This window comes from Microbispora sp. H10836, assembly GCF_012999525.1.
Lineage (GTDB): Bacteria > Actinomycetota > Actinomycetes > Streptosporangiales > Streptosporangiaceae > Microbispora.
In genome coordinates, this window is record NZ_JABBWU010000021.1 from 137,401 (window position 1) to 161,992 (window position 24,592).

23 protein-coding genes, 1 rRNA gene and 1 riboswitch are annotated in these 24,592 nt (G+C 69.7%); of the genes, 11 read left to right on the forward strand and 13 right to left on the reverse strand.

Features of this window, described 5'->3' with window-relative positions; translation table 11 throughout:
- Positions 1-9: 9 nt before the first annotated feature.
- A riboswitch (SAM riboswitch) is annotated at positions 10-149 on the reverse strand.
- A 97-nt stretch (positions 150-246) separates the two neighbouring features.
- Positions 247-798: an RNA polymerase sigma factor gene (locus HHX30_RS31710; RefSeq protein WP_169986542.1), complete on the reverse strand. Its 552-nt coding sequence runs from the start codon at positions 796-798 to the stop codon at positions 247-249.
- Between the two features lie 103 nt (positions 799-901).
- On the opposite strand from HHX30_RS31710, the gene HHX30_RS31715 reads away from it, so the two are divergent.
- Positions 902-2,326: a trehalose-6-phosphate synthase gene (locus tag HHX30_RS31715; protein ID WP_169986544.1), complete on the forward strand. Its 1,425-nt coding sequence runs from the start codon at positions 902-904 to the stop codon at positions 2,324-2,326.
- Between the two features lie 40 nt (positions 2,327-2,366).
- A complete protein-coding gene (locus HHX30_RS31720; protein ID WP_169986546.1) occupies positions 2,367-3,524 on the forward strand; it encodes a sugar MFS transporter in 1,158 nt (385 codons plus the stop codon).
- A gap of 11 nt (positions 3,525-3,535) precedes the next feature.
- Here the strand turns inward: HHX30_RS31720 and HHX30_RS31725 are convergent, their stop codons facing one another.
- The 4 genes from HHX30_RS31725 to HHX30_RS31740 all read right to left on the reverse strand — a co-directional run bounded on the left by HHX30_RS31725 (position 3,536) and on the right by HHX30_RS31740 (position 6,000).
- Complete coding sequence (locus tag HHX30_RS31725; protein ID WP_169986548.1) at positions 3,536-4,135, reverse strand: hypothetical protein; 600 nt, start codon at positions 4,133-4,135, stop codon at positions 3,536-3,538.
- A gap of 68 nt (positions 4,136-4,203) precedes the next feature.
- Positions 4,204-4,803: a hypothetical protein gene (locus tag HHX30_RS31730; RefSeq protein ID WP_169986550.1), complete on the reverse strand. Its 600-nt coding sequence runs from the start codon at positions 4,801-4,803 to the stop codon at positions 4,204-4,206.
- A 10-nt stretch (positions 4,804-4,813) separates the two neighbouring features.
- Positions 4,814-5,635 (reverse strand): trehalose-phosphatase, encoded by an 822-nt coding sequence (otsB, locus tag HHX30_RS31735; RefSeq protein ID WP_169986552.1) that lies wholly within the window; start codon positions 5,633-5,635, stop codon positions 4,814-4,816.
- 86 nt (positions 5,636-5,721) lie between these two features.
- Positions 5,722-6,000 carry a DUF3263 domain-containing protein gene (locus HHX30_RS31740; protein WP_169986554.1) on the reverse strand — a complete coding sequence of 93 codons (279 nt, stop codon included), beginning with the start codon at positions 5,998-6,000 and terminating at the stop codon, positions 5,722-5,724.
- A 107-nt stretch (positions 6,001-6,107) separates the two neighbouring features.
- On the opposite strand from HHX30_RS31740, the gene HHX30_RS31745 reads away from it, so the two are divergent.
- Entirely contained in the window at positions 6,108-6,914 is an 807-nt protein-coding gene (locus HHX30_RS31745; RefSeq protein WP_169986556.1) for an S-adenosyl-l-methionine hydroxide adenosyltransferase family protein, read from the forward strand.
- 10 nt (positions 6,915-6,924) lie between these two features.
- Here HHX30_RS31745 and HHX30_RS31750 read toward each other — a convergent pair whose 3' ends face one another.
- The 5 genes from HHX30_RS31750 to HHX30_RS31770 all read right to left on the reverse strand — a co-directional run bounded on the left by HHX30_RS31750 (position 6,925) and on the right by HHX30_RS31770 (position 12,654).
- Complete coding sequence (locus HHX30_RS31750; RefSeq protein WP_169986558.1) at positions 6,925-7,941, reverse strand: ABC transporter ATP-binding protein; 1,017 nt, start codon at positions 7,939-7,941, stop codon at positions 6,925-6,927.
- On the reverse strand, positions 7,925-8,956 hold the full coding sequence (locus HHX30_RS31755; protein WP_311922952.1) for an ABC transporter ATP-binding protein: 1,032 nt from the start codon (positions 8,954-8,956) through the stop codon (positions 7,925-7,927). The genes HHX30_RS31750 and HHX30_RS31755 overlap by 17 nt, the downstream gene beginning before the upstream one ends.
- 13 nt (positions 8,957-8,969) lie before the next feature.
- Positions 8,970-9,917, reverse strand: a complete 948-nt coding sequence (locus tag HHX30_RS31760; RefSeq protein WP_169986560.1) for an ABC transporter permease — start codon at positions 9,915-9,917, stop codon at positions 8,970-8,972.
- On the reverse strand, positions 9,910-10,836 hold the full coding sequence (locus HHX30_RS31765; RefSeq protein WP_169986562.1) for an ABC transporter permease: 927 nt from the start codon (positions 10,834-10,836) through the stop codon (positions 9,910-9,912). The genes HHX30_RS31760 and HHX30_RS31765 overlap by 8 nt, the downstream gene beginning before the upstream one ends.
- A 132-nt stretch (positions 10,837-10,968) precedes the next feature.
- The gene (locus HHX30_RS31770) at positions 10,969-12,654 is read right to left on the reverse strand and encodes an ABC transporter substrate-binding protein (RefSeq protein WP_169986564.1); all 1,686 of its coding nucleotides are present in this window, start codon (positions 12,652-12,654) and stop codon (positions 10,969-10,971) included.
- A gap of 392 nt (positions 12,655-13,046) precedes the next feature.
- Here HHX30_RS31770 and HHX30_RS31775 point away from each other — a divergent pair, with 392 nt between their 5' ends.
- The 4 genes from HHX30_RS31775 to HHX30_RS31790 all read left to right on the forward strand — a co-directional run bounded on the left by HHX30_RS31775 (position 13,047) and on the right by HHX30_RS31790 (position 15,575).
- Complete coding sequence (locus tag HHX30_RS31775; RefSeq protein ID WP_169986566.1) at positions 13,047-13,952, forward strand: ABC transporter permease; 906 nt, start codon at positions 13,047-13,049, stop codon at positions 13,950-13,952.
- A gap of 106 nt (positions 13,953-14,058) precedes the next feature.
- Positions 14,059-14,787 (forward strand): ABC transporter ATP-binding protein, encoded by a 729-nt coding sequence (locus tag HHX30_RS31780; protein ID WP_310742197.1) that lies wholly within the window; start codon positions 14,059-14,061, stop codon positions 14,785-14,787.
- Between the two features lie 19 nt (positions 14,788-14,806).
- The gene (locus HHX30_RS31785; RefSeq protein WP_169986568.1) at positions 14,807-15,343 is read left to right on the forward strand and encodes a YbhB/YbcL family Raf kinase inhibitor-like protein; all 537 of its coding nucleotides are present in this window, start codon (positions 14,807-14,809) and stop codon (positions 15,341-15,343) included.
- Positions 15,344-15,404: 61 nt separating this feature from the next.
- Positions 15,405-15,575 (forward strand): hypothetical protein, encoded by a 171-nt coding sequence (locus HHX30_RS31790; protein ID WP_169986570.1) that lies wholly within the window; start codon positions 15,405-15,407, stop codon positions 15,573-15,575.
- 165 nt (positions 15,576-15,740) lie between these two features.
- Here HHX30_RS31790 and HHX30_RS31795 read toward each other — a convergent pair whose 3' ends face one another.
- Positions 15,741-16,691 carry a hypothetical protein gene (locus HHX30_RS31795; protein ID WP_169986572.1) on the reverse strand — a complete coding sequence of 317 codons (951 nt, stop codon included), beginning with the start codon at positions 16,689-16,691 and terminating at the stop codon, positions 15,741-15,743.
- Between the two features lie 387 nt (positions 16,692-17,078).
- Here HHX30_RS31795 and HHX30_RS31800 point away from each other — a divergent pair, with 387 nt between their 5' ends.
- The 4 genes from HHX30_RS31800 (at position 17,079) to HHX30_RS31815 (ending at position 22,159) form a co-directional block, all read left to right on the forward strand.
- Complete coding sequence (locus HHX30_RS31800; protein ID WP_311922953.1) at positions 17,079-17,648, forward strand: DUF1707 domain-containing protein; 570 nt, start codon at positions 17,079-17,081, stop codon at positions 17,646-17,648.
- Positions 17,649-17,665: 17 nt separating this feature from the next.
- Positions 17,666-18,694 (forward strand): phosphate acyltransferase PlsX, encoded by a 1,029-nt coding sequence (gene plsX, locus HHX30_RS31805; RefSeq protein ID WP_169986574.1) that lies wholly within the window; start codon positions 17,666-17,668, stop codon positions 18,692-18,694.
- A 50-nt stretch (positions 18,695-18,744) separates the two neighbouring features.
- The gene (argS, locus tag HHX30_RS31810; protein ID WP_169986576.1) at positions 18,745-20,466 is read left to right on the forward strand and encodes an arginine--tRNA ligase; all 1,722 of its coding nucleotides are present in this window, start codon (positions 18,745-18,747) and stop codon (positions 20,464-20,466) included.
- A gap of 379 nt (positions 20,467-20,845) precedes the next feature.
- Entirely contained in the window at positions 20,846-22,159 is a 1,314-nt protein-coding gene (locus HHX30_RS31815) for a hypothetical protein (RefSeq protein WP_169986610.1), read from the forward strand.
- 96 nt (positions 22,160-22,255) lie between these two features.
- On the opposite strand, the gene HHX30_RS31820 is transcribed toward HHX30_RS31815, so the two are convergent.
- Both HHX30_RS31820 and rrf read right to left on the reverse strand, forming a co-directional pair.
- On the reverse strand, positions 22,256-22,639 hold the full coding sequence (locus HHX30_RS31820) for a cell division protein SepF (RefSeq protein ID WP_139578677.1): 384 nt from the start codon (positions 22,637-22,639) through the stop codon (positions 22,256-22,258).
- 1,833 nt (positions 22,640-24,472) lie between these two features.
- Positions 24,473-24,589, reverse strand: a 5S ribosomal RNA gene (gene rrf, locus HHX30_RS31825).
- Between the last annotated feature and the right edge of the window lie 3 nt (positions 24,590-24,592).

Genomic DNA, 24,592 nt, shown 5'->3' on the forward strand with positions numbered 1-24,592 from the left:
GAGGCCTTTCCCTCATCTTCGCTCGCGACCACCCTGGCCGCGAGCCGGAATTGGCACCTGTCCCGGCCGGGCCTCGTGGACACGAGTTCGACACCGGGGAGGTTGCCGGGGCTTCGCAGGGCCGGTCCCTCCACCCCTCTGGATGAGCATGTTCAGTTGTGGAACCTTTCCGAGAAAGGTCTCTAGCACTGTACCCCGGCGTCCTCGGTGTCCGTTCCGCTGTCTCACATAACGAGACGATTCGTATCAGCCGTATGCTTCGCCGAGGGCGTTCTGCACGTACTTGCGCGCCTGGTGGATACGGGACTTGACCGTCCCGAGGGGGATCTTCAGCTGGTCGGCGACCTGCGAATAGTCGAGCTGGCAGATGTCGCGCAGCACGAGCGCCTGGGCGAGGTCGGGCCGCTCGGCCTCCAGCGCCTCCATCGCGTCGAGCAGATCGAGCCGCGACCCGGCGATGACGCTCACCCGCCGGGGATCGGGCCGCTGATCGGGCAGCTCCTCCGCCTGCTCCGACGAGCGCCGCTTCAGCGAGCGGTAGGTGGTCCTGGCACAGTTCACGGTCACGATGTGCAGCCAGGTGCTGAACTTGGCGCGCCCCTCGAACCTGCCGATGTTGCGTGCCACGGCGAGCAGCGTGTCCTGCGCGGCCTCCTCCGCGTCCTGCCGATACGGTAGAAGCCTCTCGCAGTGCCGCAGCACGTCGGGCTCGATGCGCCGCAGCAGCTCACCGAGCGCGCGATGGTCCCCCTGGGCAGCCGATCGGGCCAGGTCCTCGGTCGTGTCGTCCAGTGCCATGCCGTATCCAGCCCTTCCGCGATCGGTTGACATCCTATTGACGGAGGTCGGCTTTTATTAATCTTCCGGCATGCGCGCCCGCTCTGATCGAGGGACAACCCAGATGAGCAGCACCGTTCTTATCGCGTCCAACAGGGGCCCGGTGTCCTTCACCCTGTCGGAGGACGGCGGCCTGACCATGCGCAGGGGCGGCGGGGGCCTGGTCTCAGGTCTGTCCGAGGTGGTCAGGGACACCGGCGTCCTGTGGGTCTGCGCGGCGCTGTCGGACGGCGACCGGGGCGCGGTGCGTCAGGCGCCCGGCGGCCGGCTCGACCGGGCCTTCGAGACGGGGCCGATCCGCATGCTGGACATCCCGCCCGCAGTCTTCCACCGGGCCTACAACGCCGTGGCCAACTCGACCCTCTGGTTCGTCAACCACCTGCTGTACAACACGCCCTTCTCCCCCGAGTTCGGCACGCGGTTCCGGCGCGAGTGGGAGTCGTACCGCACCTACAACGGCGCCTTCGCGCTGGCCCTGGCCGAGGAGGCGGCGCCCCGGGCGCGCGTCATGGTGCAGGACTACCACCTGACGCTGACCCCGGCGATGCTCCGGGTCGACCGGCCCGACCTGCGCATCGGCCACTTCTCCCACACGCCCTGGGCACCGCCCGAATACTTCGCGCTGCTGCCCGAGGACGTCGCGGCGGAGGTGCTGACCGGCATCCTCGGCGCCGACCACGCGGGATTCCTCACCGCGCGCTGGGCCCGCTCCTTCATGGACTGCTGCGAAGCGCTGCTCGGGGCCCGGGTGGACCACGCCGCCCGTACGGTGACCTACGACGGGCGGATCACCAGGATCGGCGTCCACCCGCTCGGGGTGAACGGCGAGGCGCTGCGGGCCCGGGCGGCCGAGCCGGACGTCGAGTCGCACATGACCGTGATCAGGGACCTCGTGGGCGACCGCAGGCTGATCGTGCGCATCGACCGCACCGAGCTGTCCAAGAACATCGTGCGCGGCCTGCGGGCCTACCAGGAGTTCCTGGCCACCCATCCCGAGTGGCACGGCCGGGTCGTCCACCTGGCGTTCGCCTACCCCTCCCGGCACGACCTGCCCGAGTACCGCGAATACACGGCGGCCGTGCAGCGCTGCGCGAAGGAGATCGAGGACGAGTACGCCACCGAGGACTGGGACCCGCTCATCCTCAACGTCAACGACGACTACCCGCGCTCCCTGGCCGCCTACCGGCTGGCCGACGTCCTGCTCGTCAACCCGATCAGGGACGGCATGAACCTGGTGGCCAAGGAGGGCCCGATCCTGTCGCCCCGGTGCGCGCTGGTGCTGTCGCGCGAGGCGGGCGCGGCGGCCGAGCTGGGGGCCGACTCGCTGCTGGTCAACCCGTACGACGTGTCCGGCACGGCGGCGGCGCTGCATGAGGCGCTGACGCTGCCGGAGCAGGAGCGTCTCACGCGCGGCCTGCGGCTGCGGGAGGCCGCCACCGCCCTGCCGCCCCAGCGCTGGTTCGAGGACCAGCTCGCCGCGCTGCACTGAAACCACGGCTTTGTCATCGTTGCGCTAACCTTGCCTGGTTTTGGACCGGAACATAAAGGTCACCAGGGACGGCCCCACCTGGTTGATCTACCTGCAGCTCGCCACCTTCGCCACCTACCTGTACGGCCTGTCGGCCGCCGTGCCGCTCCTGCGCGCCGAACTCGGCGTGTCCCAGGCCGTCGCCGGGCTGCACGGCACCGGGATGGCGCTCGGCGGCATCGCTGGCGGGCTGGCCCTTCCCACGCTGACCAGGCGACTCGGGCGTCGTGTCGTCATCTGGGGCGGCCTGGCCGGGATGAACGCCGGGGTGCTCCTCGTCGCGTTCGGGCACTCGCTTCCGCTCACGCTCGCCGGTTTCACCCTCGCCGGCGGCTGCGGTTCGACGGCCCTGTACGTGATGATGGCGGTGCTCAGCGACCACCACGGCCCGGCCGGGGCGGCCGTCATCAGCGAGGCCAACGCGGTCGGCGTCACCGCCGGCATCGCCACCACCTACGTCTTCAGCGTGGTGGCCGAGTCGCCGATCGGCTGGCGCCCCTCGCTGTTCGTGCCGGTGGCCGCCACCCTCCTGCTGGCCCTGGTCATGGGCCGGGTATGGGTGCCGCCGGCGCCCGCCCCGCCGCCGTCGCCCGCGGTCTCTCTCCGGGTCCCGTACGGCTGGCGCTTCCACGTCGCCGGCTTCGTGCTGCTGTGCTGTGTGGCCCTGGAGTTCGCCTTCAACCTGTGGGCCGCCGCGTTGTTCGGCCAGCGGACCGGCCTGTCGCCCGGCGTGGCGGCGACCGGGCTGACCGCGATGCTGGCCGGCATGGCCGCGGGCCGGTTCGGCGGCGCCCGGCTGGCCCTGCGCTTCGCGCCGGGAGCGGTGCTGCTGGGCTCGCTCGGGGTGACCCTGGCCGGCTGGACGCTGTTCTGGACCGGGACCTCGGCGCCGGTCTGCTACGCCGGGCTCGCGCTCAGCGGGCTCGGCATCTCGGTCCAGTTCCCCATGGGCCTGACGCGCATGATCGAGGTGTCAGGAGGCCGGCCGGACCAGGCGTCCGGCACGGCCTCGATCTGGGCGGGCGTGGGCTCGGGCAGCGGGCCGTTCGTGCTCGGCGCGCTGGGGGACGGCTTCGGGACGCACACGGCGTTCCTGCTCGCGCCCGCCCTGATCGCGGTGGCCGCGGGCGGAGTCGTCGGTTCCCGGTCGCGTTCCTGACTTCCGGCCGGTCAGTTCCAGGTCGCGTTCTTGAGGATCGCGGCCAGCTGCGGGTGGTCCCACTGGTCGAGGACCAGGATCTTCGACGTGGGCAGATACCACTCACGCTGGTTGTAGTGCAGCTTCACCCGCCACTTCTTGTCGACGCAGGTCGCCGCCCACCTGTGGTAGTCCGCCTTGTGGCCGGCCCCGACCGGTCGCAGCCCCTTGTCCGCGAGCTTCCACTCGCCCTTGTACAGCTTGTAGCTCTTGGGGCAGATGCTGACGTCGGTCGCCGGGTCGAATCCGTACTTCGACTTGTAGGACTGGAACGTGTGCCCCCCGATCTTGAGCGCCTTCGGGCCGAGGATCCAGAAGCCGTGGCACCCATAGTCGCGGAAACCGTAGTCCTCGGTGCCGAAGGTGGGACACGAGCCGGTGATGACGCGCACCCAGTCCCTGTCGTCCTTGGCCACCTTCCACGACTTGGGGATCGTGAGGGTCAGGCCGCTCCGCAGATAAACCTGCTTGGTGCCGCCGCTTTCGCTCGCGGACGCCGCCGCCGGGACCGCCAGGGACGCCGCGAGCACGGCCAGGCCGGCCGCCGCGGCCGAGATCGTCTTTCTGAACATGTCCGGCAGACTAGGCGCGCTCACTTGCGGACGACTTGCGGCCCGATAGGTGGGAGATCGCCGAGCGCTCAGTTCCAGGTCGCGTTCTCGAGGATCGCGGCGAGGCCCGGGGTCCTCCACTGGTCGATCACCAGGATCCTCGACGTCGGCAGGTACCACTCGCGCTGGTTGAACCGGGCCTTCACCGTGCCCGAGGTGAGGGTCCTGCAGGTGCCCGCCCAGTCGCGGTAGTCGGCCTTGTGTCCCGGCCCGACCTGCCGCAGCCCCTTCTCGGCGAGCGTGGTCCGGCCGATGTAGAGCTTCTTCTTGACCGGGCAGGGCCCGACGTCGGTGGCCGGGTAGAACGGGCCGTCCGGCGTGTACGCCTGGAACAGCTCATGGCCGACCTTGATGGCCTTGGGGCCGAGGATCCAGAAGCTGTGGCACCCCGAGTCGCGGAAGCCGTACGTGTCCGTGCCCTTGGTGGGGCACGAGCCGGTGATGACGCGCAGCCAGTCCGCACGGTCGGCGTCGACCCGCCAGGACGAGGGGATCTTGAGGGTCAGGCCCTTGCGCAGGTGCAGCGTCTTGGTGGCCGCGGCGTCGCCCGCGTACGCCGCCGCCGGAACCGCCAGGGACACCGCGAGCACGGCCAGGCCGGCCGCCGCGGCCGAGATCGTCTTTCTCATGCCCCGGACGTTACGCCCGGCGGGTTGCAGACGGCTTGCCCATCCTTGCCGCGAGATCGCCGAGGAAGGCGACGACGCCGTCTGGCCCGTCCACCACCACGTCGGCGCGCTCCGCCAGCGCGGTCACCTCCGTGGACCCGCTGCAGACGCGTACGCCCGGGATCCCGGCCGTCTCGACCGCGCCGAAGGCGGCCAGGTCCCCCAGGTCGTCTCCGACGAACATGACCGAGCGGGCGCCGCGCTCGGCGAGGAAGGCCGACAGGGCCCGTCCCTTGTCCATCCCGGCCGGCCGGAGCTCCAGCACCATGCGGCCCGGCTCGACCGCCAGCCCGGCCTCCTCGGCCAGCGCCGCGACCGGCCCGCGCAGCGCCTCCAGCGCCCCCAGGGGGTCGGCGCACCGCCGGGTGTGCACGGCGACGGCCCGGTCCTTGTCCTCGATCCACACCCCGTCGAGGCCCGCCGTGAGCTCGGGCAGCCGGGCGCGGACCAGGTCGAGCCCCGGCGGGGGCGGCGGCGCCGTCAGGCGGCCGTCCTCCCAGCGCTCCAGGCCGTAGTGGCCGAGGATCACCAGGCCCGGCACGTCGGCGAGGGACGGCCCGCCGGAGACCTCGCCGAGGGCGAGCGCCGTACGCGGCGGGCGGCCCGTGACGATCACGACGGCGCGCACCAGCGGGGCGAGGGCGGCCAGCACGCCGGGCACGCCGGGATGCACCCGGGCGGCGGCGGGGTCGGGCACGATCGGGGAGAGCGTGCCGTCGTAGTCGAGCCCGATCACGGCGCCGGCCGGATCGGAGACGATCGCGTCGAGTCCTGCGTGCGCGGGCAGGGTCATGGCCTCACTCCGAAGGGGGGTCAGATGCGTACGCCTCGACGGCCTCATGCCCCGGTGGCGGGGCTCATGCATGCGAAGGGGAAAAGCTAGGAGAGTCCGAATCGGCGGGCCGAGCGGTCACGCCGCCTGCCGGCTCTCATCCGGCGCAGCCGCTTGACGAGCATGGGGTCGTGCTCCAGCGCCGCGGGCCGGTCGATCAGCTCCCCGAGTAACTGGTAGTACCGGGTCGCGGAGATGCCGAAGGCCTCCCTGATCGCCTGCTCCTTGGCGCCCGCGTAGCGCCACCACTGGCGCTCGAACGCGAGCATCTCGCGGTCGCGGTCCGAGAGGCCGGGCCCGTCGTCGCCGGCCGGTTCGGTGTCCATCCGCTCCTCCTCGATCGGCTCGCGGGCCCGTCCCATGGTAATGCGCGAACCAGCGAGGCGAACCCGGGGTGTTCAGGCCGGGCGGGACGGACGTAGTGTCACGTGTTGTGAGCTCTGTAATCACGCTCCTGACCGACTACGGGCTGGAGGACGGGTTCGTCGCCGCGTGCCACGGCGTGATCGCGGGCATCGCTCCGCAGGCTCGGATCATCGACGTGGGTCATCTCGTCCCCGCCGGGGACGTACGGCGCGGCGCGGCCATCCTCGCGCAGACCCTGCCCTACCTGCCGGCCGGCGTCCACCTCGCGGTCGTCGATCCCGCCGTGGGCGGCAACCGGCGCCCGGTCGCGGTGGAGGCGGGAGGCCGGGTGTTCCTCGGCCCGGACAACGGCATCCTGTCGTGGGCCGTGCGTGCCGCCGGAGGCGCCGACGCGGCCTACGAGCTGACGAACACGGACCTGTTCCTGGAGAACGTCTCTCCGACGTTCCCGGGACGGGATCTGTTCGCCCCGGTGGCCGCCCACCTGTGCACCGGGCGCGCGGTCGCCGACGTGGGGCCGCCGATGCCGGTGAACCGCCTGGTGACCCTGCCCGCGCCGACCTGCCGGTTGCGGGACGGCGCGGCGGAGGGCGAGGTGCTGTCGGTGGACAGGCACGGCAACGTCCAGTTGTCGATCACCGCCTCCGACCTGGCCGAGCTCGGCGTACGGCTCGGCGACACCCTCGCCGTGTGGCTCGGGCGCCGCCAGATCACCGTGCCGTTCCGCGAGACGTTCACCGCCGTGCCGCCCGGCGACCTGGTGGCGTTCGCCGACTCCGCCGGCCTGGTCGCGATGGCGATCAACGCCGGGGACGCCGCCGACCGCCTGGGTCTGCCCCCGGGCGCGCACGTACGGCTGTCGCCCGGGCGCTGACCGGCCGGTCCTACTGGGCGTTCACCACGTCGCGGACCTCCGCGAAGTGGCAGGCGCTGGGGTGGCCGCTGCCTGGGCGCACCTCGAGCGCCGGCGCCTGCTGGGCGCAGATGTCCTGCGCCTTCCAGCACCGGGTGCGGAAGTGGCAGCCCGAGGGCGGGTTGGCCGGCGAGGGCGGGTCGCCCTGGAGGATGATCCGCTGGCGCGTCTCCCGGCCCTCCGGATCCGGCACCGGCACGGCCGACAGCAGCGCCTGCGTGTACGGATGCGTCGGGCTGTCGTAGATCTCGGCGTCGCTGCCCAGCTCGACGAGCTTGCCGAGGTACATCACCGCGACCCGGTCGGAGATGTGGCGGACCACCGACAGGTCGTGCGCGATGAAGATGTAGGCGAGGTCGAACTCGTTCTGCAGCCGCTCCAGCAGGTTCATGACCTGGGCCTGGATGGACACGTCGAGCGCGGAGACCGGCTCGTCGCAGATGATGATCTCAGGCTGGAGCGCCAGGCCGCGGGCGATGCCGATGCGCTGGCGCTGGCCGCCGGAGAACTGGTGCGGGTAGCGGTTGATGTGGTCGGGGTTGAGGCCGACCACCTCGAGCAGCTCCTGCACCCGGCGCCGCCGCCCGCCCTTGGGCACGACATCCGAGTGGATCTCGAACGGCTCCCCCACGATGTCGCCGACGGTCATCCGCGGGTTCAGCGAGGTGTAGGGGTCCTGCATCACCATCTGGATGTTGCGGCGCATCCGCTTCAGCTCCGCGCCCCTGGCCGACGTGATGTCCCTGCCGTGGACGCGCACGGATCCCGACGTGGGCCGCTCCAGCGCCATCAGCAGCTTGGCCAGGGTGGACTTGCCGCAGCCCGACTCGCCGACGATGCCGAGCGTCTCACCCCGGTGCAGGTCGAAGGAGACCCCGTCCACGGCCTTGATCGCGCCGATCTGCCGCTTGACGACGACGCCCTGGGTGAGCGGGAAGTGCTTGACCAGGTCGCGGACTTCGAGGATCGACTCAGCGCTCGCCTTCATCGATGACCTCCCTCCAGTAGTGGCAGGCGCTGCCGCGGGTGCCACTGATCGTGTACAGCGGGGGAACGTCGGTCACGCAGTTGTCCCGCCGGTACGGGCACCGCGGATGGAAGGCGCAGCCCGTCGGCATATCCAGCAGGTTGGGCGGCAGGCCCTTGATCGCGTACAGCTCCTGGCCCTTGTGGTCCACCCGGGGGATGGATTCGAGCAGCCCCTTCGAGTAGGGGTGGGCCGGGTTCTTGTACAGCTCGTGCACCGGCGCGTTCTCGACGATGCGCCCGCCGTACATGACCGCGATCTTGTCAGCGACGTCGGCGACGACGCCGAGGTCGTGGGTGATCAGGATCAGTCCCATGTTGCTGTCGCGCTGCAGTTCCGCGAGCAGCCCCATGATCTGGGCCTGGACGGTCACGTCGAGCGCCGTGGTCGGCTCGTCGGCGATCAGGATCTCCGGGTCGAGCGCGATCGCCATGGCGATCATGATGCGCTGCCGCATACCGCCCGAGAACTGGTGCGGGAAGTCGTTGACCCGGTCCTTGGCGGCCGGGATCCTGACCCGGTCCATCAGCTCGACGGCCTTCTTCTTCGCGTCCGCCCGCGAGGTGCCGCGGTGCATGCGGAACATCTCGGCGATCTGCCAGCCGACCGGGAAGACCGGGTTCAGCGAGGACAGCGCGTCCTGGAAGACCATGGAGATGCCCTCCCCGCGGATCCTCCTGCGCTGGTCCTCGGGGAGCTTGAGCAGGTCGACGCCGCGGAAGCGGATCTCGCCTCCGGTCACCTTCCCCGGCGGGATGTCGAGGATGCCCATGATGGTCTGGGCGGTGACGCTCTTGCCCGAGCCCGACTCGCCCAGCACGGCGAGCGTCTCGCCGGCGTCCACGCTGTAGGTCACGCCGTTGACGGCCTTGGCCACGCCCGCCCGGGTGCGGAACTCGACGTGGAGGTCGTCGACCTCCAGCAGGGCGCCGCTGTGGGAGCCGCTGCCCATCTGCTCGGAAAGCACTTCCGTCACTCGCTGTGCCTCCTCATCGAAGCTTCGGGTCGAGGGCGTCGCGTACGGCTTCGCCGAGCATGACGAAGGTCAGCACGCACAGGGACAGGAACCCGGCCGGGAAGAACATGGCGTGCGGACCGGTCCTGAGATAGTCCTTGTGGTCGGCGATCGCGATGCCCCAGGAGATGACCGGCGAGCGCAGGCCGATGCCGAGCAGCGACAGCGTGGCCTCGGCGCCGATGAAGCTGCCGATCGTGATCGTGGCGTACACGAGGATCGGCGCCAGCGAGTTCGGCAGCAGGTGCCGGAAGATGATCCGCATCGGTCCCGCGCCGAGCGCCCTGGCGGCCTGCACGTAGTCCTGGTGCTTGGCCTGGATGACGGCCGAGCGGGCGATGCGCATCAGGATCGGCCAGCCCAGCAGGGCCAGCACGATGATGACGACCGCCATGATCATCGCTTTGCCGGGGTTCGACTGGGCCGGTGCGACGGTGCCGAGGATGATGATCGCGCCCAGCACGTACGGCAGGCCGAGGAACATCTCGCCGACGCGGGAGATGATCGCGTCGAGCCAGCGCCCGAAGTAGGCGGCGAGCACGCCGGTCAGGCCGCCGAGCAGGACGGTGGCCAGCGTGGCCAGCACGCCCACGATGATCGAGGTGCGGGCGCCGTAGATGGTCCTGGCCCATACGTCCCGGCCCTGCAGGTCGTAGCCGAACCAGGCCTCCGAGCTGGGCAGCTCCATGCTCTTGGCGAGCGTCGCGTACTCCGGGTCCTTGTGCGTGAACAGCGACGGGAAGGCCGCCATCACGAGGAACACGATCAGCATCACGAGCGAGACCCAGAAGATCTTGCGTCGCTTCAGGATGTCCCACGTGTCGCGCCAGAGGCTGCGCTGGCTGTCCCTGACCGTGACCGGGCTCGCGGCCGGATCGTCCGCACCCTTGATCAGGTCTTGCGTCGCGGTCGGGTCACTCATAGCGGATCCTCGGGTCGAGCACGCCGTAGAGGAGGTCGACGAGCAGGTTGGAGATCAGGTACACGAGCACGAGCAGCGTGGCCACAGGGACCACGATCGTGTAGTCCTGACCGTTGATGGCCCGCCACAACAGGCCGCCGATGCCGTGGATGTTGAAGATGCCCTCGGTGATGATCGCACCGGACATCAGCGAGCCGACCTCGGTGCCGAGGAACGTGAGCACCGGGATGAGCGAGTTGCGCAGCAGGTGGATCCCGACCACCCGCCGGTTACTCAGTCCCTTGGCCACGGCCGTGCGCACGTAGTCGGAGCGCAGGTTCTCCACGATGCTCGTACGGGTGAGCCGCGCGGTGAACGCCATGTTGAGGCTGGCCAGCACGAGCGCGGGGACGATCAGCTCGGGAACCGTCGCGGCGTCCGTCACCGTCGGCTCGATCACGTGCAGCTGCACGCCGAGCACCCACTGCAGCAGGTAGGCGGTGACGAAGATCGGCAGAGAGAGCAGGAACAGCGTGGAGAGCGTCACCACGTTGTCGATGAAGCCGCCGCGCTTGAGACCCGACAGCACGCCGGCGCCGATCCCGATGATCGCCTCGAAGGCCACCGCCATCAGCGCGAGCCTGATGGTGATCGGCCAGGCGTCGCCAAGCTGGCTGGCCACCGACACGCCGTTGAAGTCGGTGCCGAGGTTGCCGGTGAGCAGGTTCTTCAGGAAGTTCCAGTACTGCACCAGGAGCGGCTGGTCCAGGCCGAACTGCTCACGCATGGCCGTGACATAGCTGTCCGGGCACGGCCGCTGGCCGCATCTCCCCGCGAACGGGTCGCCCGGGAGCTGCCAGACCATGTAGTTGATGATGAACGTCGTGCCGAGCACGACAGGCACGAGTTGCAGCAGGCGCCGGATCGCGTATCGGCCCATGCGCACCTCCGATCTGACGCTAAAGGTCGTACATGCGCCCCCCGTGGGTCAACACGGAGTTCGCGAATGGACAGCCCACGAGGCCGGCCCCGGTGGGGGAACCGGCCTCGGGGGGTTCACGTACGAGCTGTCCTACGCTTCCTTGATCGCGATCGACAGCGGGTCGAGCACGCCGAAGGGGGTGACCTTAACGCCGGTCACCCACTTGCTGGTGCCGGCCTGCAGACCGTACGACCACAGCGGAATCGCGGGCATGTCCTGCTGCAGCATAGCCTCGGCCTCCTGGTAGAGGGCGTTGGCCTGCGCGGGGTCGGTGGCGGTGTCGGCCTCGTGGAGCTTCGCGTCGAGCTCCTTGTTGCTGTAGAGACCGTCGTTGGAGGAGGCTCCGGTCTTGTACAGCGGGTTCAGGAAGTTCTCGATGTGCGGGTAGTCCATCTGCCAGCCGGTGCGGTGCACGCCCTTGAGCTTGTGCTGCGTGACGACGTCGCGCAGCTCGGCGAAGGTGGGCATGTCCTTGTGCACGAACTTGAAGCCGGCGTCGGGGCCGAAGGCCTGGTTGATGCTGTTGACCGTGGCCTCGATCCACTCCTTGTGAGTGCCGTCGGCGTTGGACCAGATCGGGAACTCGGCCGGCGGGGTGTAGCCCTCGGACTTGGCCTTGGCGAGGAGCTCCTTGGCCTTGGCGGGGTTGTAGGTGCACAGGTCGCCGCAGGCGCCGTCCTTGAAGCCCTCGACGATCGGGGAGACCCAGCCGTTGATCGGGCTACGACCCTTGTTGAAGATCTTCTCGGTGATCGTCTTCCGGTCGATCGCGAGGGAGACCGCCTTGCGGAAGTCCGCGTTGCCGCCCCACTCCTTGCTGTACACCGGGAAGGTGATCGTCTGGATGACGCCCTGCTGACCGTCGATCGCGCGGTCGCCGAGGTCGGTCTTCCACTTGTCGCCGGCGAGGGCCGACGGCGGGATCAGCTCGGTGAAGTCGAGGTTGTTGGAGACCAGGTCCGCGTAGGCCGCGTTGTCGTCCTTGTACATCTTGTAGACGATCTTCTTGACCTTGGGCTTCTCCGGCCCGGGGTAGTCGGGGTTGGCCTCGACGATGATCTGCGAGTTGTGGTCCCACTGCACGAACTTGAAGGGGCCGTTCGTGACCGGCTTCTGCGCGAAGCCCTTCGGGTCCTTGAAGAACGCCTCCGGCAGGGCCGAGAAGGTCGAGTACCCCAGCTTGGTGCGGAACACCGAGATGGGCGCGGTCAGCGTGACCTTGAAGGTGAGGTCGTCGACGACCTCCAGGCCCTTCAGCTTGTCGGTCTCCGGCTTCGGAGCCTCCTTCGGCCCGTCGGGGCCGTCGGGGTCCTGCGTGTTGACCTTGTCGTAGCCCTCGATGTCACCGAACCAGAAGCTGCCGAGCTGGGCGTTCGGCGAGTAGGCGGTGTAGTTCCAGGCGTCGACGTAGTTCTTCGCGGTGACCGGCGTGCCGTCGGTCCACTTCAGACCGGACTTGAGCTTGATCGTCCACACCTTGTTGTCGGTGGTCTCGATCGACTCGGCCTGGTCGAGCTCGGGAGCGGCTGTGTCCGAGTTGTACTTCACGAGCTTGCTGTACACGAAGTCGTTGATCGTGCCGCCGCAGGTCTCGTTGATGTTTCCGGGCACGAAGCCGGTCTGGGGCTCACAGCCACGGATGTAGACGGTTCCCGACGCGGCCCGGGGGTTGTCCCCGCCGCCGCTACTGGAACCGCCGCCCCCGCCGCACGCGGCGACGCCGAGCGCAAGCAGCGCGGTGCCGGTGGCGATCTTCGCGCCCTTAGTCACGCGCATAGTGGATTGGTCCTCCCTCTAAGGATGGGCGTTCGCGCTGGTTAGCACCCGGTTTGCCGGGCTTCGTCAAACCAGCTGACGTCCTGCCAGTCGTCCGGAGCATCCCTTACCGGACGCACCAGAGGAGTCTCCGGCACGTTGCAGTTCGGTCACACGTGCGTCAGTCGGGCGTCACACACATTCCTGTGAGCCCAACCTTAAATGCCCAGCAAGGCATCAAACTCCCCTTTAGAGTACATATACCGACAGAGTGCCGGTCCTTTGGCCAAGGAGGGAGGCGACACCCGCCTCCCGGTCCCCGGACGAGGATGTCCTGGGCTACCTTTGACCAGTCGCAGCCACGTTCGGTGCGACAGCCGTCCCACCGACCTCCATCCAATAGAGTCCATGCCATGAGCCAGCCGGAATCCGCGCTCGCGGAGGCCCAGGGTGGCGGCCGAGCCCCGGAGTCGCTGGCCGCGCTCGCCGAGCGTCACGGACTACGACGCGCCATCGCACGCCCCAGCATGCCCGCCTACCTGCGCCAACTGTGGGACCGGCGGCACTTCATCCTCACGTACGCCACCTCGCGCAACGTCTCGAAGTATTCCGAGTCGATGCTCGGCCAGCTCTGGCAGGTGCTGACCCCGCTGCTCAACGCCGCGGTGTACTGGCTGATGTTCGGCGTCATCCTGGGGCAGAGCAAGTCGATCGAGAACTACCCGGCGTTCCTCATCACCGGCGTCATGGTGTTCACCTTCACCCAGCGCACGGTGATCAGCGGCGCCAAGTCCATCTCCTCGAACCTGTCGCTCATCCGGGCGCTCCACTTCCCGCGCGCCTCGCTCCCGCTCGCGTACACCATGCAGGAACTCCAGCAGCTCGGCTACTCCATGGCCGTGCTGGTCCTCCTGGTGCTCGTCACCGGGGAGCCGATCACCTGGCTCTGGCTGCTGATCCCCGTCACGCTGCTCATGCAGCTCGTCTTCAACATCGGCATGGCCATGTTCATGGCCCGCCTCGGCGCGTTCATGCGGGACCTGAACCAGCTCATGCCGTTCATCACCCGCACCTGGCTGTACGCCTCCGGCGTCTTCTACGCGATCGACGACAAGACCAGGGAGCTGCCGGAGCTCCTCCGCTGGGTCCTGGAGTTCAACCCCGCCGCCGCCTACATCGAGTTCATGCGCGATCTGCTGATCTACCAGCGATTCCCCGAGCGCTGGGCGTGGGTGACATGTCTATTCTGGGCAGTGTTCGCGCTGATCGTCGGCTTCTGGTACTTCTGGCGGGCCGAGGAGAGGTACGGCCGTGGCTGAGCTGACCGAGGAGCTGTCGCAGGTGGCGCCCCAGCATTCCGAGACACAGAATTCCGAGACGCAGACCCCCGAGACGCGCAATCCCAAGGTCGGGACCCCGACAGTCATCGTGGACGACCTGCACATCGTCTACAAGGTGTACGGCGCCGCGAGCGAGTCCGAGAAGGGCAACGCCGCCAACGCCCTCATGCGCATCCTGCGGCGGCAGGGCCGGCCGCAGATGAAGGAGGTCCACGCCGTCAAGGGCGTGAGCTTCGTCGCCCACCACGGCGACGCCATCGGCATCATCGGCCGCAACGGCTCGGGCAAGTCGACGCTGCTGCGCGCGATCGCCGGCCTCCTGCCCCCGCACAAGGGCGCCGTCTACACCAACGGCCAGCCGTCGCTCCTCGGCGTCAACGCGGCCCTCATGAAGGAGCTGACGGGCGAGCGCAACATCATCCTCGGCTGCTACGCGATGGGCATGAGCCCGGCCGAGGTCCGCGAGAAGTACGACGAGATCGTGGACTTCTCCGGCATCGGCGACTTCGTCCAGTTCCCCATGTCGACGTACTCGTCCGGCATGGGCGCCCGGCTGCGCTTCGCCATCTCCTCCGCCAAGACGCACGACGTGCTGCTCATCGACGAGGCCCTCGCGACCGGCGACCGCGAGTTCAAGAAGAAGAGCCAGCAGCGCATCAAGCAGATGCGCGACTCCGCCGGCACGGTCTTCCTGGTCGCCCACAACCTCGACGTGATCGAGGAGACGTGCAACCGGGTGATCTGGCTGCACAAGGGAAAGATCAGAATGGAAGGCGACCCCCAGGAGGTCCTGGAGGCGTACAACAAGGCCTGAGAGAAACGGAGGGGTGACCGTGCCGACGCCGCCACCGATCCCGTACGACCATCTGCCCGAGGTGCCCGCGCTGACCGTCGAGAGCGACGACGTACGCGACGGCGAGCGGCTCCCCGAGGCCCACGTGTTCAACGACTGGGGCATGAGCGGGCAGAACGTCTCCCCGCACCTGCGCTGGTCGGGCGCCCCCGAGGGCACCAGGAGCTACGCCGTCACCTGCTTCGACCCCGATGCGCCCACGGGCAGCGGCTTCTGGCACTGGGTGCTGTACGACATCCCGGCCGGTGTCACCGAACTGCCGGCGGGCGCGGGCAACGGCCCCGACTTCAAGGGGCTGCCCGAGGGCGCCAAGCACGCGCGCAACGACTTCAGCACCAAGGAGTACGGCGGAGCGGCGCCACCTCCCGGCTATCCGCACCGCTACCTCTTCGCCGTGCACGCCCTCGGCGTGGAGTCCCTGGGCGTCGGCACCGACACGCCGCCGGCCGTGGTCGGGTTCAACATCACGGCGAACACGCTCGCCCGCGGCTATATCGCACCTGTGTACGAAACCTGATGCGGGACGGCCGCTCGTTCCACTATGATTCGAACGGAGATTCGACATAGGGGAGGGGCGGATGAGCGACCTGGCGACGGCGATCGACAATCTGGCCGCCGAAGATCCCTCGGAGCTTCCCGTCGGGCTGATCGCCGAGCAGCTCATCGAGCTGCACTGGCAGATGGCCCGTCTGCAGGCCCAGATCGCCAGGCGCACCCACCTGCGCACGCATACCGACTCGCCGAACTAGCCCTGCGGGGCGCGGCCGGCATCGACGCCGGAACGGCCGGCGCCCCCGAGGGGCGCCGGCCGTTTTCGTCATCGACGTCTTTCCGGTGGTCCTGCCGTACGCGGGGTCTCCGGCGCCGTTCGGCATGTCGCCTCGACTGCGGCGGCGGAGGCCCTCAGGCGTGGATCACCTGCCGTACCCGCCCTGCCGCGAGGTCGCCGGCGCGACGCTGGACACCGTGCCCGGGGCGGACGAGACCGTGCTCGACGCCGCGGCGTCGGCCGTGGCCGTCGCGGAGGTGACGAGCTCGGCCGCCGCTCCCGTCGTCGCGGCGGCTCCCTGCGCCGGAGCGTCCGTGGTGCCACGGACGGTCCTGGTGACCGCGTTGGCGTTGGCGTCGGCCCGGGCGGCGGCATCGGCGGCCGTCGTCTGGGTGCTGCTCATGGCGCCGTCCGCCGGAGTGTCGCACGGCACCAGCGCCAGCAGGCCGCCCGCGCTGCCGGCGGTCGCCGCGACGGCGCCCTTGAGGCTGAGCAGCGCGTTGAGCCTGGCGGTGACGTTGAGCCCGGCGTGGACAGCGGCGCCCACGGTGGCGACGGCCGCCGCCGAAGCGTCCACGGCGGCGGCGGTCTGGCCGGTGACGGCGACGACCGGCCTGCCGACCTGGGCGGCGAGATCCGCGGCGACGTCCACCTTGGCGGCCAGCGCCGCGTTGACGTCCGCGACCGCGACCAGGGCGGCCGTCAGGTGGGCCTCCAGCCGGGCGACCACGTTGGCGGTGACGGTGACGGTCGCGTCGGCCACGATGTCGGCCGCGATGTCGGCCGCGGCGTTGATCTGGGCGTTCGCCTCGGCCGACAGGCCGGCCGTCACGGTGCCGCAGAGCTTCGCGACGGCGACGAGGTGGGCCCTGATGTCAGCGGTCAGGTTCACCGCCACCTCGGCGGCCGCGTCGGCCTGCGCGGCGACGCCGCTCGTCGCCCCGCCGACGGCCGTGCCCTGCAGATCGGCCAGAAGCCTCGCCAGCGTCTCGACCCGGTGCTCGGTGCACTTCTGCGCGCACACGTCGGCCTGCGCGGGTGCGGCGAGCATGCCGGCGATACCGATCGTGACGGCGACGACGGCTGTCCTAACCACTCGTTTCATTGACTTGCCCCCGGTTCATATTCCTTTTCACGAGAGTGGGAATGACGAACCCAAGAACCCCCGTGCGTCGGCGAGCACGCCGACAAAGACGTCGGCATTTCTATCACTCCCGATCACGGCGGAAAGCCCTGCCGACCAGGGGATCCCCGCCCCGTACCCGCCCGGAAAGTCGGCATATCAAGGCCCGGACGACCACTTCGCGGTCACCGCAATCCCGCCTCCGGAGAAAGCCACGGTAAACACGACGCCCAGGCCCGGCGACAGATCTTTCCGCTCACTTTTAGCGACGCGCCGCCGGGCCTCGCGACCCGGCCCCGCCAGGACCGATCACGACCTCGGCATATCGCGACATATCTCGATTGGAGTTACGCTGGCGGAGTGACTCTCCTCATCCCCCATGCGGGCGACGACCCCGCACAGCGCGCTTCGGACGCCGACCGCGACCGGGTCGCCGCCGTCCTCGGCGAGGCGCTGGCCACCGGCCGCCTGACGAGCGTCGAGCACGCGGACCGGCTCGACGCCGCCTACGCCGCGGTGACCGTCGGCGACCTCGTGCCCCTGATCAGGGACCTGCCCGACGCGGCCCATCCCCCGGCCACGCCCTCCACGGAGCGGCACCGTGTCTCCGCGGTGTTCAGCAAGATCATACGGCGTGGGCGCTGGGTCGCCGGGCGGCACACCGAACTCAGCTCGGTCTTCGGGGCGCTGATCGTGGACCTCAGCGACGCGGTGCTGCCCGGCCGTGAGGTGACGCTGGAGCTGAACTCCTTCTGCGGCAAGCTCATCGTCACCGTGCCGGCCGACGCCAGGGTGATCGACGAGGGCAGCGCGGTCTTCTCGAAGCGCTCGGTGACCGGTGGGAACGGCGACGGCGACGGCCCGCTGATCCGCGTCACCGGCAACGCGCGGTTCGGCAAGATCCTGGTCTACCGCAGGACACTTCGCTGACGGCCTACGATGCGGCCATGCAGCCCACCGGCCGTGCGCTGCCCGTGGCGCTCGACGCCATGGGCGGCGACAACGCGCCCGCGGAGATCGTCGCGGGAGCCGTACAGGCCGTGCGGGAGCGGGGCGTGCCCGTCGTCCTCGTCGGTCATCCCCGCCTGCTCTACCAGGAGCTGGCCGAGCACGACGCCGTCACCGAGATTCCCATCGTCCGCGCGGAGGAGGCGCTGGCGATGGACGAGGGCGCGCTGGCGAGCCTGAGACGGCCCCGGTCCAGCATCGCCGTCGCCTGCCACCTCGTCCGGCGTGGCGACGCCTGCGCGGTCGTGTCCGCGGGGTCGACGGCGGGCGTCGTCGCCACCGGCCGACTGCGGCTGCGGGCCCAGCAGGGGGTCGTACGCCCCGCGATCGCGGTCGGCCTGCCGACCCTGCCCCAGCCGACCGTGCTGCTCGACGCGGGCGCCACGGCCGACGCCAAGCCGGAGATGCTGGTGCAGTTCGCCCACCTCGGCGTGGCCTACGCCGAGACGGCGCTCGGCATGCGGCGTCCCCGCGTCGGCCTGCTCACGATCGGCGCCGAGGCGGAGAAGGGCAACAAACTCGCCAAGCGTGCTCACGAGCTGCTGGCCGCCACGCCCGGCATCGACTTCACCGGCAACATCGAGGGGCACGACCTGCTCACCCGCAAGGTCGACGTGGTCGTCGCCGACGGGTTCACCGGCAACATCGCGCTCAAGACCGTCGAGGGCACGGTGCGGTACGCCTTCGAGCAGTTCAGGGAGGCGATCGCGGACAGCCGCGTGGCCAGACTCGGCGGGATGCTGCAGCGGTCCCGGCTCCGGGAGCTGGCCGGCCGGCTCGATCCCGAGGCGCACGGCGGGGCCGTGCTGCTCGGTCTCAACGGCACCGTGGTGATCGCGCACGGCTCGTCACGGGCGCGCGGCGTCGCCGCCGCCTGCGAGCTCGCGGCCCGCCTGTCGGCCCAGGGCATCGTCGCCAGGATCGGCGAGCGGATCGCCTCAAACAACAAGCCGCACCGCCGCTGGTGACACCGGATATAGGACGGCGGGCGGGAGGCGCGCGCCGATAAGCTTGACGCATGACCGACCCGCAGCTCGTGCTCACCGAGCGGGTCCAGCAGGCGCTGGGTTCCGCCTTCGGTCCGGAGTACGCCACCGAAGATCCGCTGATCAGGCCCTCCCAGTTCGCCGACTACCAGGCGAACGTCGCGCTCAGCCTGGCCAAGCGGCTCCGACGTGCCCCGCGGGAGGTCGCCCAGGCGATCGCCGATCACCTCGACACGAACGACGTGAGCGTGGAGGTCAGCGGGCCCGGGTTCCTCAATCTGACGCTCCGCGACGGCTGGATCGCCGAGCAGGCCGGGCAGCGGCTGCTCGACGAGCGCATCGGCGTGCCGCAGCCGGCCCCGCAGACCGTGATCGTCGACTACTCGGCGCCGAACGCCGCCAAGGAGATGCACGTCGGCCACCTGCGCACCACGATCGTCGGCGACACCCTCGCGCGTACCCATGAGCACGTCGGCAACCAGGTGATCCGGCAGAACCACCTCGGCGACTGGGGCACCCAGTTCGGCATGCTCATCGAGCACCTCCTCGACATCGGCGAGGAGGAGGCCCTCGGCATGCTGGCCGCCGGCGACGGCAACGCCTTCTACCAGGCGGCGCGGCACAAGTTCGACAACGACAGCGAGTTCCAGCAGCGGTCCCGCCGCCGGGTGCCGCTGCTGCAGGGCGGCGACCCGGAGACCCTGCGGCTGTGGCGCGAGTTCATCGACTGCAGCAACCGCTACTTCACCAAGGTGTACCGGACGCTCGGCGTCACGCTGACCGACGACGACATCGCCGGCGAGAGCATGTACAACCCCATGCTCGCCGACGTCTGCGACGAGCTGGAGCGCACGGGCGTGGCCGAGATCAGCGAGGGCGCGCTGTGTGTGTTCCCGCCCGGATTCAAGGGCCGTGACGACCAGCCGCTGCCGCTCATCGTCCGCAAGAGCGACGGCGGGTACGGCTACGCCACCACCGACCTCGCCGCCATCCGCTACCGGGTGCGCGACCTGAAGGCCGACCGTGTCCTGTACGTCGTGGGCGCCACCCAGTCGCTCCACTTCCAGATGGTCTTCGCCGCGGCGCGGATGGCCGGCTGGCTGCACGACGACGTGAAGGCGGAGCACGTGCAGATCGGCAGCGTGCTCGGCAGCGACGGCAAGATGTTCAAGACCCGCAGCGGCGCCTCGATCAAGCTCACCGAGCTGCTCGACGAGGCCGTCGTCCGGGCCGAGGCGGTCATCGCCGAGCGCGGGTACGACCCGGAGGCCCGCCGGCAGATCGCGCGCCAGGTCGGCATGGGCGCCGTCAAGTACGCGGACCTGTCGGTGAGCCACGACAGCGAGTACGTGTTCGATTTCGACCGCATGCTCGCCCTCACCGGCAACACCGGGCCGTACCTCCAGTACGCCACCGCCCGCATCCGGTCGATCTTCCGCAACGGCGGGGTCGAGCCGGAGTCGGTCACCGGTCCGATCACGCTGGGTCACCCGGCCGAGCGGGCGCTCGCGCTGCAGCTGCTCGGCTTCGGCTCGGTCGTCGCCGCCGTCGCCGAACTCTCCGAGCCCCACCGGCTGTGCAACTACCTGTTCGACGTGGCCCAGGCGTTCACCTCGTTCTACGAGGGCTGCCCGGTCCTCAAGGCCGAGGAGGAGTCCGTACGGCAGTCGCGTCTGGCTCTGTCCGCGCTCACCCTGCGCGTGCTGCTGCGCGGGCTCGATCTGCTCGGCATCGAAGTCCCCGAGCGGATGTGAGCGGGGTGCCGGATCCCGCTCCGGCGGACACCGCTCCGGGGTACACCGCTCCGGGGTACACCGCTCCGGGGTACACCGCTCCGGGGTACACCGCTCCGGGGTACACCGCTCCGGGGTACACCGCTCCGGGGGACATCGGGAAGGGCGCGCCCTGCACCGGGAGCGGCCCTCTCGAGGCCACTGACGCCGTCCTCGCGTCAGGGCACGGCGTCCCCGCTCGATCATGGCCGGCCGCCCGTTCCGGGGCGGTCCGGCCTTGCCGTTTCCACGGGTCAGGGTCGTCCCCGGCGCGCCTCGTCCGTAACTGTCGCACCATGCGTCTAGTCTGGCGCGGTCAAGGGAGTGCCAGCCGACTCCTCGGGGAGCGTTCCGCGTGAGCATGGACCTGACCACGAGTCCGGACTTCGAAAACCTGGCCGAGGCCACGGAGCTGCACCACTACGCCGAGGCGCTGATCGTCAGCCTGGCGGCCGACGGGACGGCGCCCGACCTGCCGCCGGGGATCACGGACGTGCCGGGCTACTGGCTGGGGCCCGCCGTCGAGGCCCTCGTCCTCATCACGTCCGGCAAGGACGCCCTGGAGCCACTGGCCCTGGCGAACCAGCTGGACGAGCGGCGCACCGCCCTGTTCCTGTGCCTGGCCCTCGCCGTCTGCGGCCACGGCGACCGGATCCACGCCTCCTGGCTCGGCACCGCCTTCGGCGACCTGTCCGAAGACCGCCCGGTGACCCCCGGCCAGCGGGCGCTGTGGCTCGCCGCCGCACGCGGGGCGTACGGACCGGTCGGCAAGATCTTCGTACTGCGCAAGCTGGACGCGGTCGACGTGCCGGCCACCGACGACCGGTGGCTCAAGGCCCTCGTGCCCGGTCTGCCGGAGACGGCCGTGCCTGCCTCGTTGGAGGCGTTCCCCGAACTGGCCAAGGTCCCCGAGATCGAACGGTCGCTGCGGGCGTCGGCCACCCTGAACCGCCTGCGCGAGCGCTGCACCGAGATCACCTCCACCCGGCAGACCGGCGAGGTCACCAAGGTCGTACGCGGCACCGTGTGGGCCGAGGACGAGCCGCTGGCCGTGCTCCGCGCCCTGGCGGGCCAGCGCGGCCAGGAAGGACCGCTGAGCTCGCTCACCGGGCATCTGCTGGAGGACCTGCGTCCCGACGCCGACCCCCACATGGCGGCGCTCGCCCTGCACGTGGCCGCGCCTGCCGTCAGGGCGGCCGCCGAGTCCCTCGTCGAGGTCGTGCGCGAACCGCCGCCCGACACCCTGCACGTGCCGATCCTCGGCTATCCGATCACGCTCAGGCCCGAGGGTCCCGACCAGGAGTCGATGGCGGCGGCCGAGCAGCGGCTCGTCACCGACTGCGTGCCGAAGCGCACCCGGCCCTGGGCCGGCTACGTCCTCCTGGTCCTCGCCGTCGTCGTCTTCGCCGCCGGGTTCGTGGTCTCGCTGCCGCTCGCCCTCGTGGGCCTGATGATCGGCGCCGCGGGCGGGCACCTGCTGTGGCGCCATCGCATCAAGGAACACTCAGACGTGCGGTACGTCCAGACACGGGCCGGCAAGCTCGCCGACCTCGCCGACAAAGCCGTCTGGGCCCTGCACGAGTACGCCAGGGAGTCCGAGGAGCGCGCCTCCGCCGCCGCCCGGGACCTGACGGAGGTGTCCACCCTCCTGCGCCGGGGCCCGCGGGCCGCGTAGGACGCCTGCACCGCAGACGACTGTGCCCGCCGCCCAGAAGGGCGGCGGGCACAGTCTCGTACGCGGATGCGCTCCAGGCGATCACACGGATGTGCTTCAGGCGGTGGAGACCTCCACCGTCGCCGGAGTGATCAGGAAGACCTTGTCCGCGATCCGCTCGATGCGTCCCTCACAGCCGTAGGCCAAGCCTGCGGCGAAGTCGACCATTCGCGTGGCCTCCGCCGTCGACATGCTCGCCACGTCCATGACCACCGTGTGGCCCTCGCGGAAGTGCCGGCCGATCGTCAGGGCGTCGTCGTACTTCTGCGGGCGAACCATGACGATCCGGGCCGGGTCGGCGTTGGGCTGCCAACGCTTGGCGGCACGCTCGGCCGCCGGCATCCAGTCGTCCTCGTACTCGTCCTCGGCATAGGTCTCGTCGTCGTACTGCTCTGCCCCACCTAGGCCAAGGTAGCTCGCCACCTTGCGCACAGCCCCCATCGGTTCGTCCTTTTCCGGCTTGTCCTTTTCCGGGCTCGTCCCGACACACGGAACCGTAATCGACGATTCAGCGAACCCCCACCGACACGCCCGGCCGTTTAAGTGTTGTTGGCTGGATAATGTGCAGGCCGGGTACTCATGTCTTCATCGTCAATTCCGTCAGCCCTTCCAGGGTAACTCTCAAACCCGCCTACCCCATGGAACCCTTCGCAAACATTTCTCACAGTCACCCCGAACGACGGCACGCCTTCAGTAGATCACAACGGACGCCACCGATGACGGGTTCCCGAAACACGATCTTGCAGGTAGGCCCCCGTACGCCGCTCACATGAGACACGATTCACGACGAGGGCAATGAAGATCGAATTGCGCGACGAAGATGCCATAATTCTCATATCGAAAGCATTTTCGATAACGATGGCGCTGCCCTGAAGCATGTCTCTCCGGGGCCGATATCGAGCTCAATTTGAGGTGTCTCCCGCGCCTCCGACACAGTACGGGCCCGCAATCCTGCCTGCGGAAAGAGGACGGGAAAGGCGGCCGCATCCTCCCCCCGCTGGCGCTTGTCCGCCAGCAGCTTCGCCAGCGGGTTCGCCAGCGGGTTCGGCAGCGGGTTCGCCAGCGGGTTTGGCAGCGGGTTTGGCAGCGGGTTTGGCAGCGGGTTTGGCAGCGGGTTTGGCAGCGGGTTTGGCAGCGGGTTTGGCAGCGGGAGCAGCGTCCGGCTTCCATGCCATACGGCTGTCGGCCCGAGTGACTGCCCGGACCGAGACGCTGTCCGGAGCGAGGCTCTAACTGGAACGCTGACCGGGACGCTGACCGGGACGCTGTGGGGACCGGCGGCGATCGGCCCGGGTGCGGGCGACCCGGGCGGCAGACGGCGAATGCCTACGCGTCCCCGGGCCGTAAAACAGCGGGAGGACAACCGTGGCGTCTCCAGTAGCACCCGCCGATTCTCTCGCGGGTACCGCGGCCCGGTCGATGGCTCCCGCCCCTTGAAATCAGTACTCGACCCCGGCGCGGCAGGAACTGACCCCGCGGCGACTACGTGGGCGAGGGACGCGGGATGGGTGGAACAGGCGACGGGGCGGGAGGCGCGCGCCGCTGAAACGTGGCACGGCGACAGCTGAGACGTGGACGGCGTGGGGGAGACGGGGCCGCTGGGAGTTGGGCCGTGAAAGCTGGGACGGGGACTGGGTGGCTGGGACGGGGACTGGGTGGCTGGGGCGCGTGTTGGGGTGGGGGGCCTCGGGGTGTGGGTGGGGGTTGGTCACTGCGCCGGCCGGAAGGTCCGGTCCTCGCGAAGCCCGCTCCGCTGGGCCTTCGCTGCGGTCCTCCCTCCCGCCCGCTCCGCTCCCCCGACGCTCACGCGCAGCATTTTCCTGGACGCTCACGCCCAGCATCGTCGGCCTCACCTCGGCCTCAGGTCGGCCATCGGCCTGGCCCCCACCGTCCCCTGAAATTCCACCACCGCCCCTGTGACGCCGCCCCCGCCCTTGCCTCTGGATGTGCCTCCGGATATGCGAAAGCCCCGGCCGTATTCGGCCGGGGCTGGATCCCACCACTTCTATGTCGTCTTCTATGTCGTCGCCGGGTCTGTGGTCCGCCAGTCCGTCAGGACCAGGCAGGTGGCGCACCCGTCTCTCGTTGCCCGGCCTGCTGGCGGACAGCACGCAGTCGGGTTCCGGGCCTGATACAGGCGCGGGATCGGGCCGGCGGCACCACCACGGTCTCGGCACGGAACCTGGGGGACCCATCCCGAACCCCGCAGGAAATGAAAAGGTCTGGAAATGCGGAAGGGCCACCCCATACGGGGTGGCCCTTCCTACAAAGATTGTCCGGCGGTGTCCTACTCTCCCACACCGTCCCCGGTGCAGTACCATCGGCGCTGGCAGGCTTAACTTCCGGGTTCGGAAAGTAACCGGGTGTTTCCCTGCCGCTATAACCGCCGTAACC

What these genes read in the sequence shown, in the direction of transcription:
- HHX30_RS31725 (WP_169986548.1), bottom strand. Translation starts at nt 4,135, where the DNA reads ATGTTCAGAAAGACGATCTCGGCCGCGGCGGCCGGCCTGGCCGTGCTC.
- plsX (WP_169986574.1), top strand. Translation starts at nt 17,666, where the DNA reads ATGCAGCCCACCGGCCGTGCGCTGCCCGTGGCGCTCGACGCCATGGGC.
- HHX30_RS31710 (WP_169986542.1), bottom strand. Translation starts at nt 798, where the DNA reads ATGGCACTGGACGACACGACCGAGGACCTGGCCCGATCGGCTGCCCAG.
- HHX30_RS31730 (WP_169986550.1), bottom strand. Translation starts at nt 4,803, where the DNA reads ATGAGAAAGACGATCTCGGCCGCGGCGGCCGGCCTGGCCGTGCTCGCG.
- HHX30_RS31815 (WP_169986610.1), top strand. Translation starts at nt 20,846, where the DNA reads ATGGACCTGACCACGAGTCCGGACTTCGAAAACCTGGCCGAGGCCACG.
- HHX30_RS31775 (WP_169986566.1), top strand. Translation starts at nt 13,047, where the DNA reads ATGAGCCAGCCGGAATCCGCGCTCGCGGAGGCCCAGGGTGGCGGCCGA.
- HHX30_RS31790 (WP_169986570.1), top strand. Translation starts at nt 15,405, where the DNA reads ATGAGCGACCTGGCGACGGCGATCGACAATCTGGCCGCCGAAGATCCC.
- HHX30_RS31820 (WP_139578677.1), bottom strand. Translation starts at nt 22,639, where the DNA reads ATGGGGGCTGTGCGCAAGGTGGCGAGCTACCTTGGCCTAGGTGGGGCA.
- HHX30_RS31715 (WP_169986544.1), top strand. Translation starts at nt 902, where the DNA reads ATGAGCAGCACCGTTCTTATCGCGTCCAACAGGGGCCCGGTGTCCTTC.
- otsB (WP_169986552.1), bottom strand. Translation starts at nt 5,635, where the DNA reads ATGACCCTGCCCGCGCACGCAGGACTCGACGCGATCGTCTCCGATCCG.
- HHX30_RS31770 (WP_169986564.1), bottom strand. Translation starts at nt 12,654, where the DNA reads ATGCGCGTGACTAAGGGCGCGAAGATCGCCACCGGCACCGCGCTGCTT.
- HHX30_RS31740 (WP_169986554.1), bottom strand. Translation starts at nt 6,000, where the DNA reads ATGGACACCGAACCGGCCGGCGACGACGGGCCCGGCCTCTCGGACCGC.
- HHX30_RS31750 (WP_169986558.1), bottom strand. Translation starts at nt 7,941, where the DNA reads ATGAAGGCGAGCGCTGAGTCGATCCTCGAAGTCCGCGACCTGGTCAAG.
- HHX30_RS31760 (WP_169986560.1), bottom strand. Translation starts at nt 9,917, where the DNA reads ATGAGTGACCCGACCGCGACGCAAGACCTGATCAAGGGTGCGGACGAT.
- HHX30_RS31765 (WP_169986562.1), bottom strand. Translation starts at nt 10,836, where the DNA reads ATGGGCCGATACGCGATCCGGCGCCTGCTGCAACTCGTGCCTGTCGTG.
- argS (WP_169986576.1), top strand. Translation starts at nt 18,745, where the DNA reads ATGACCGACCCGCAGCTCGTGCTCACCGAGCGGGTCCAGCAGGCGCTG.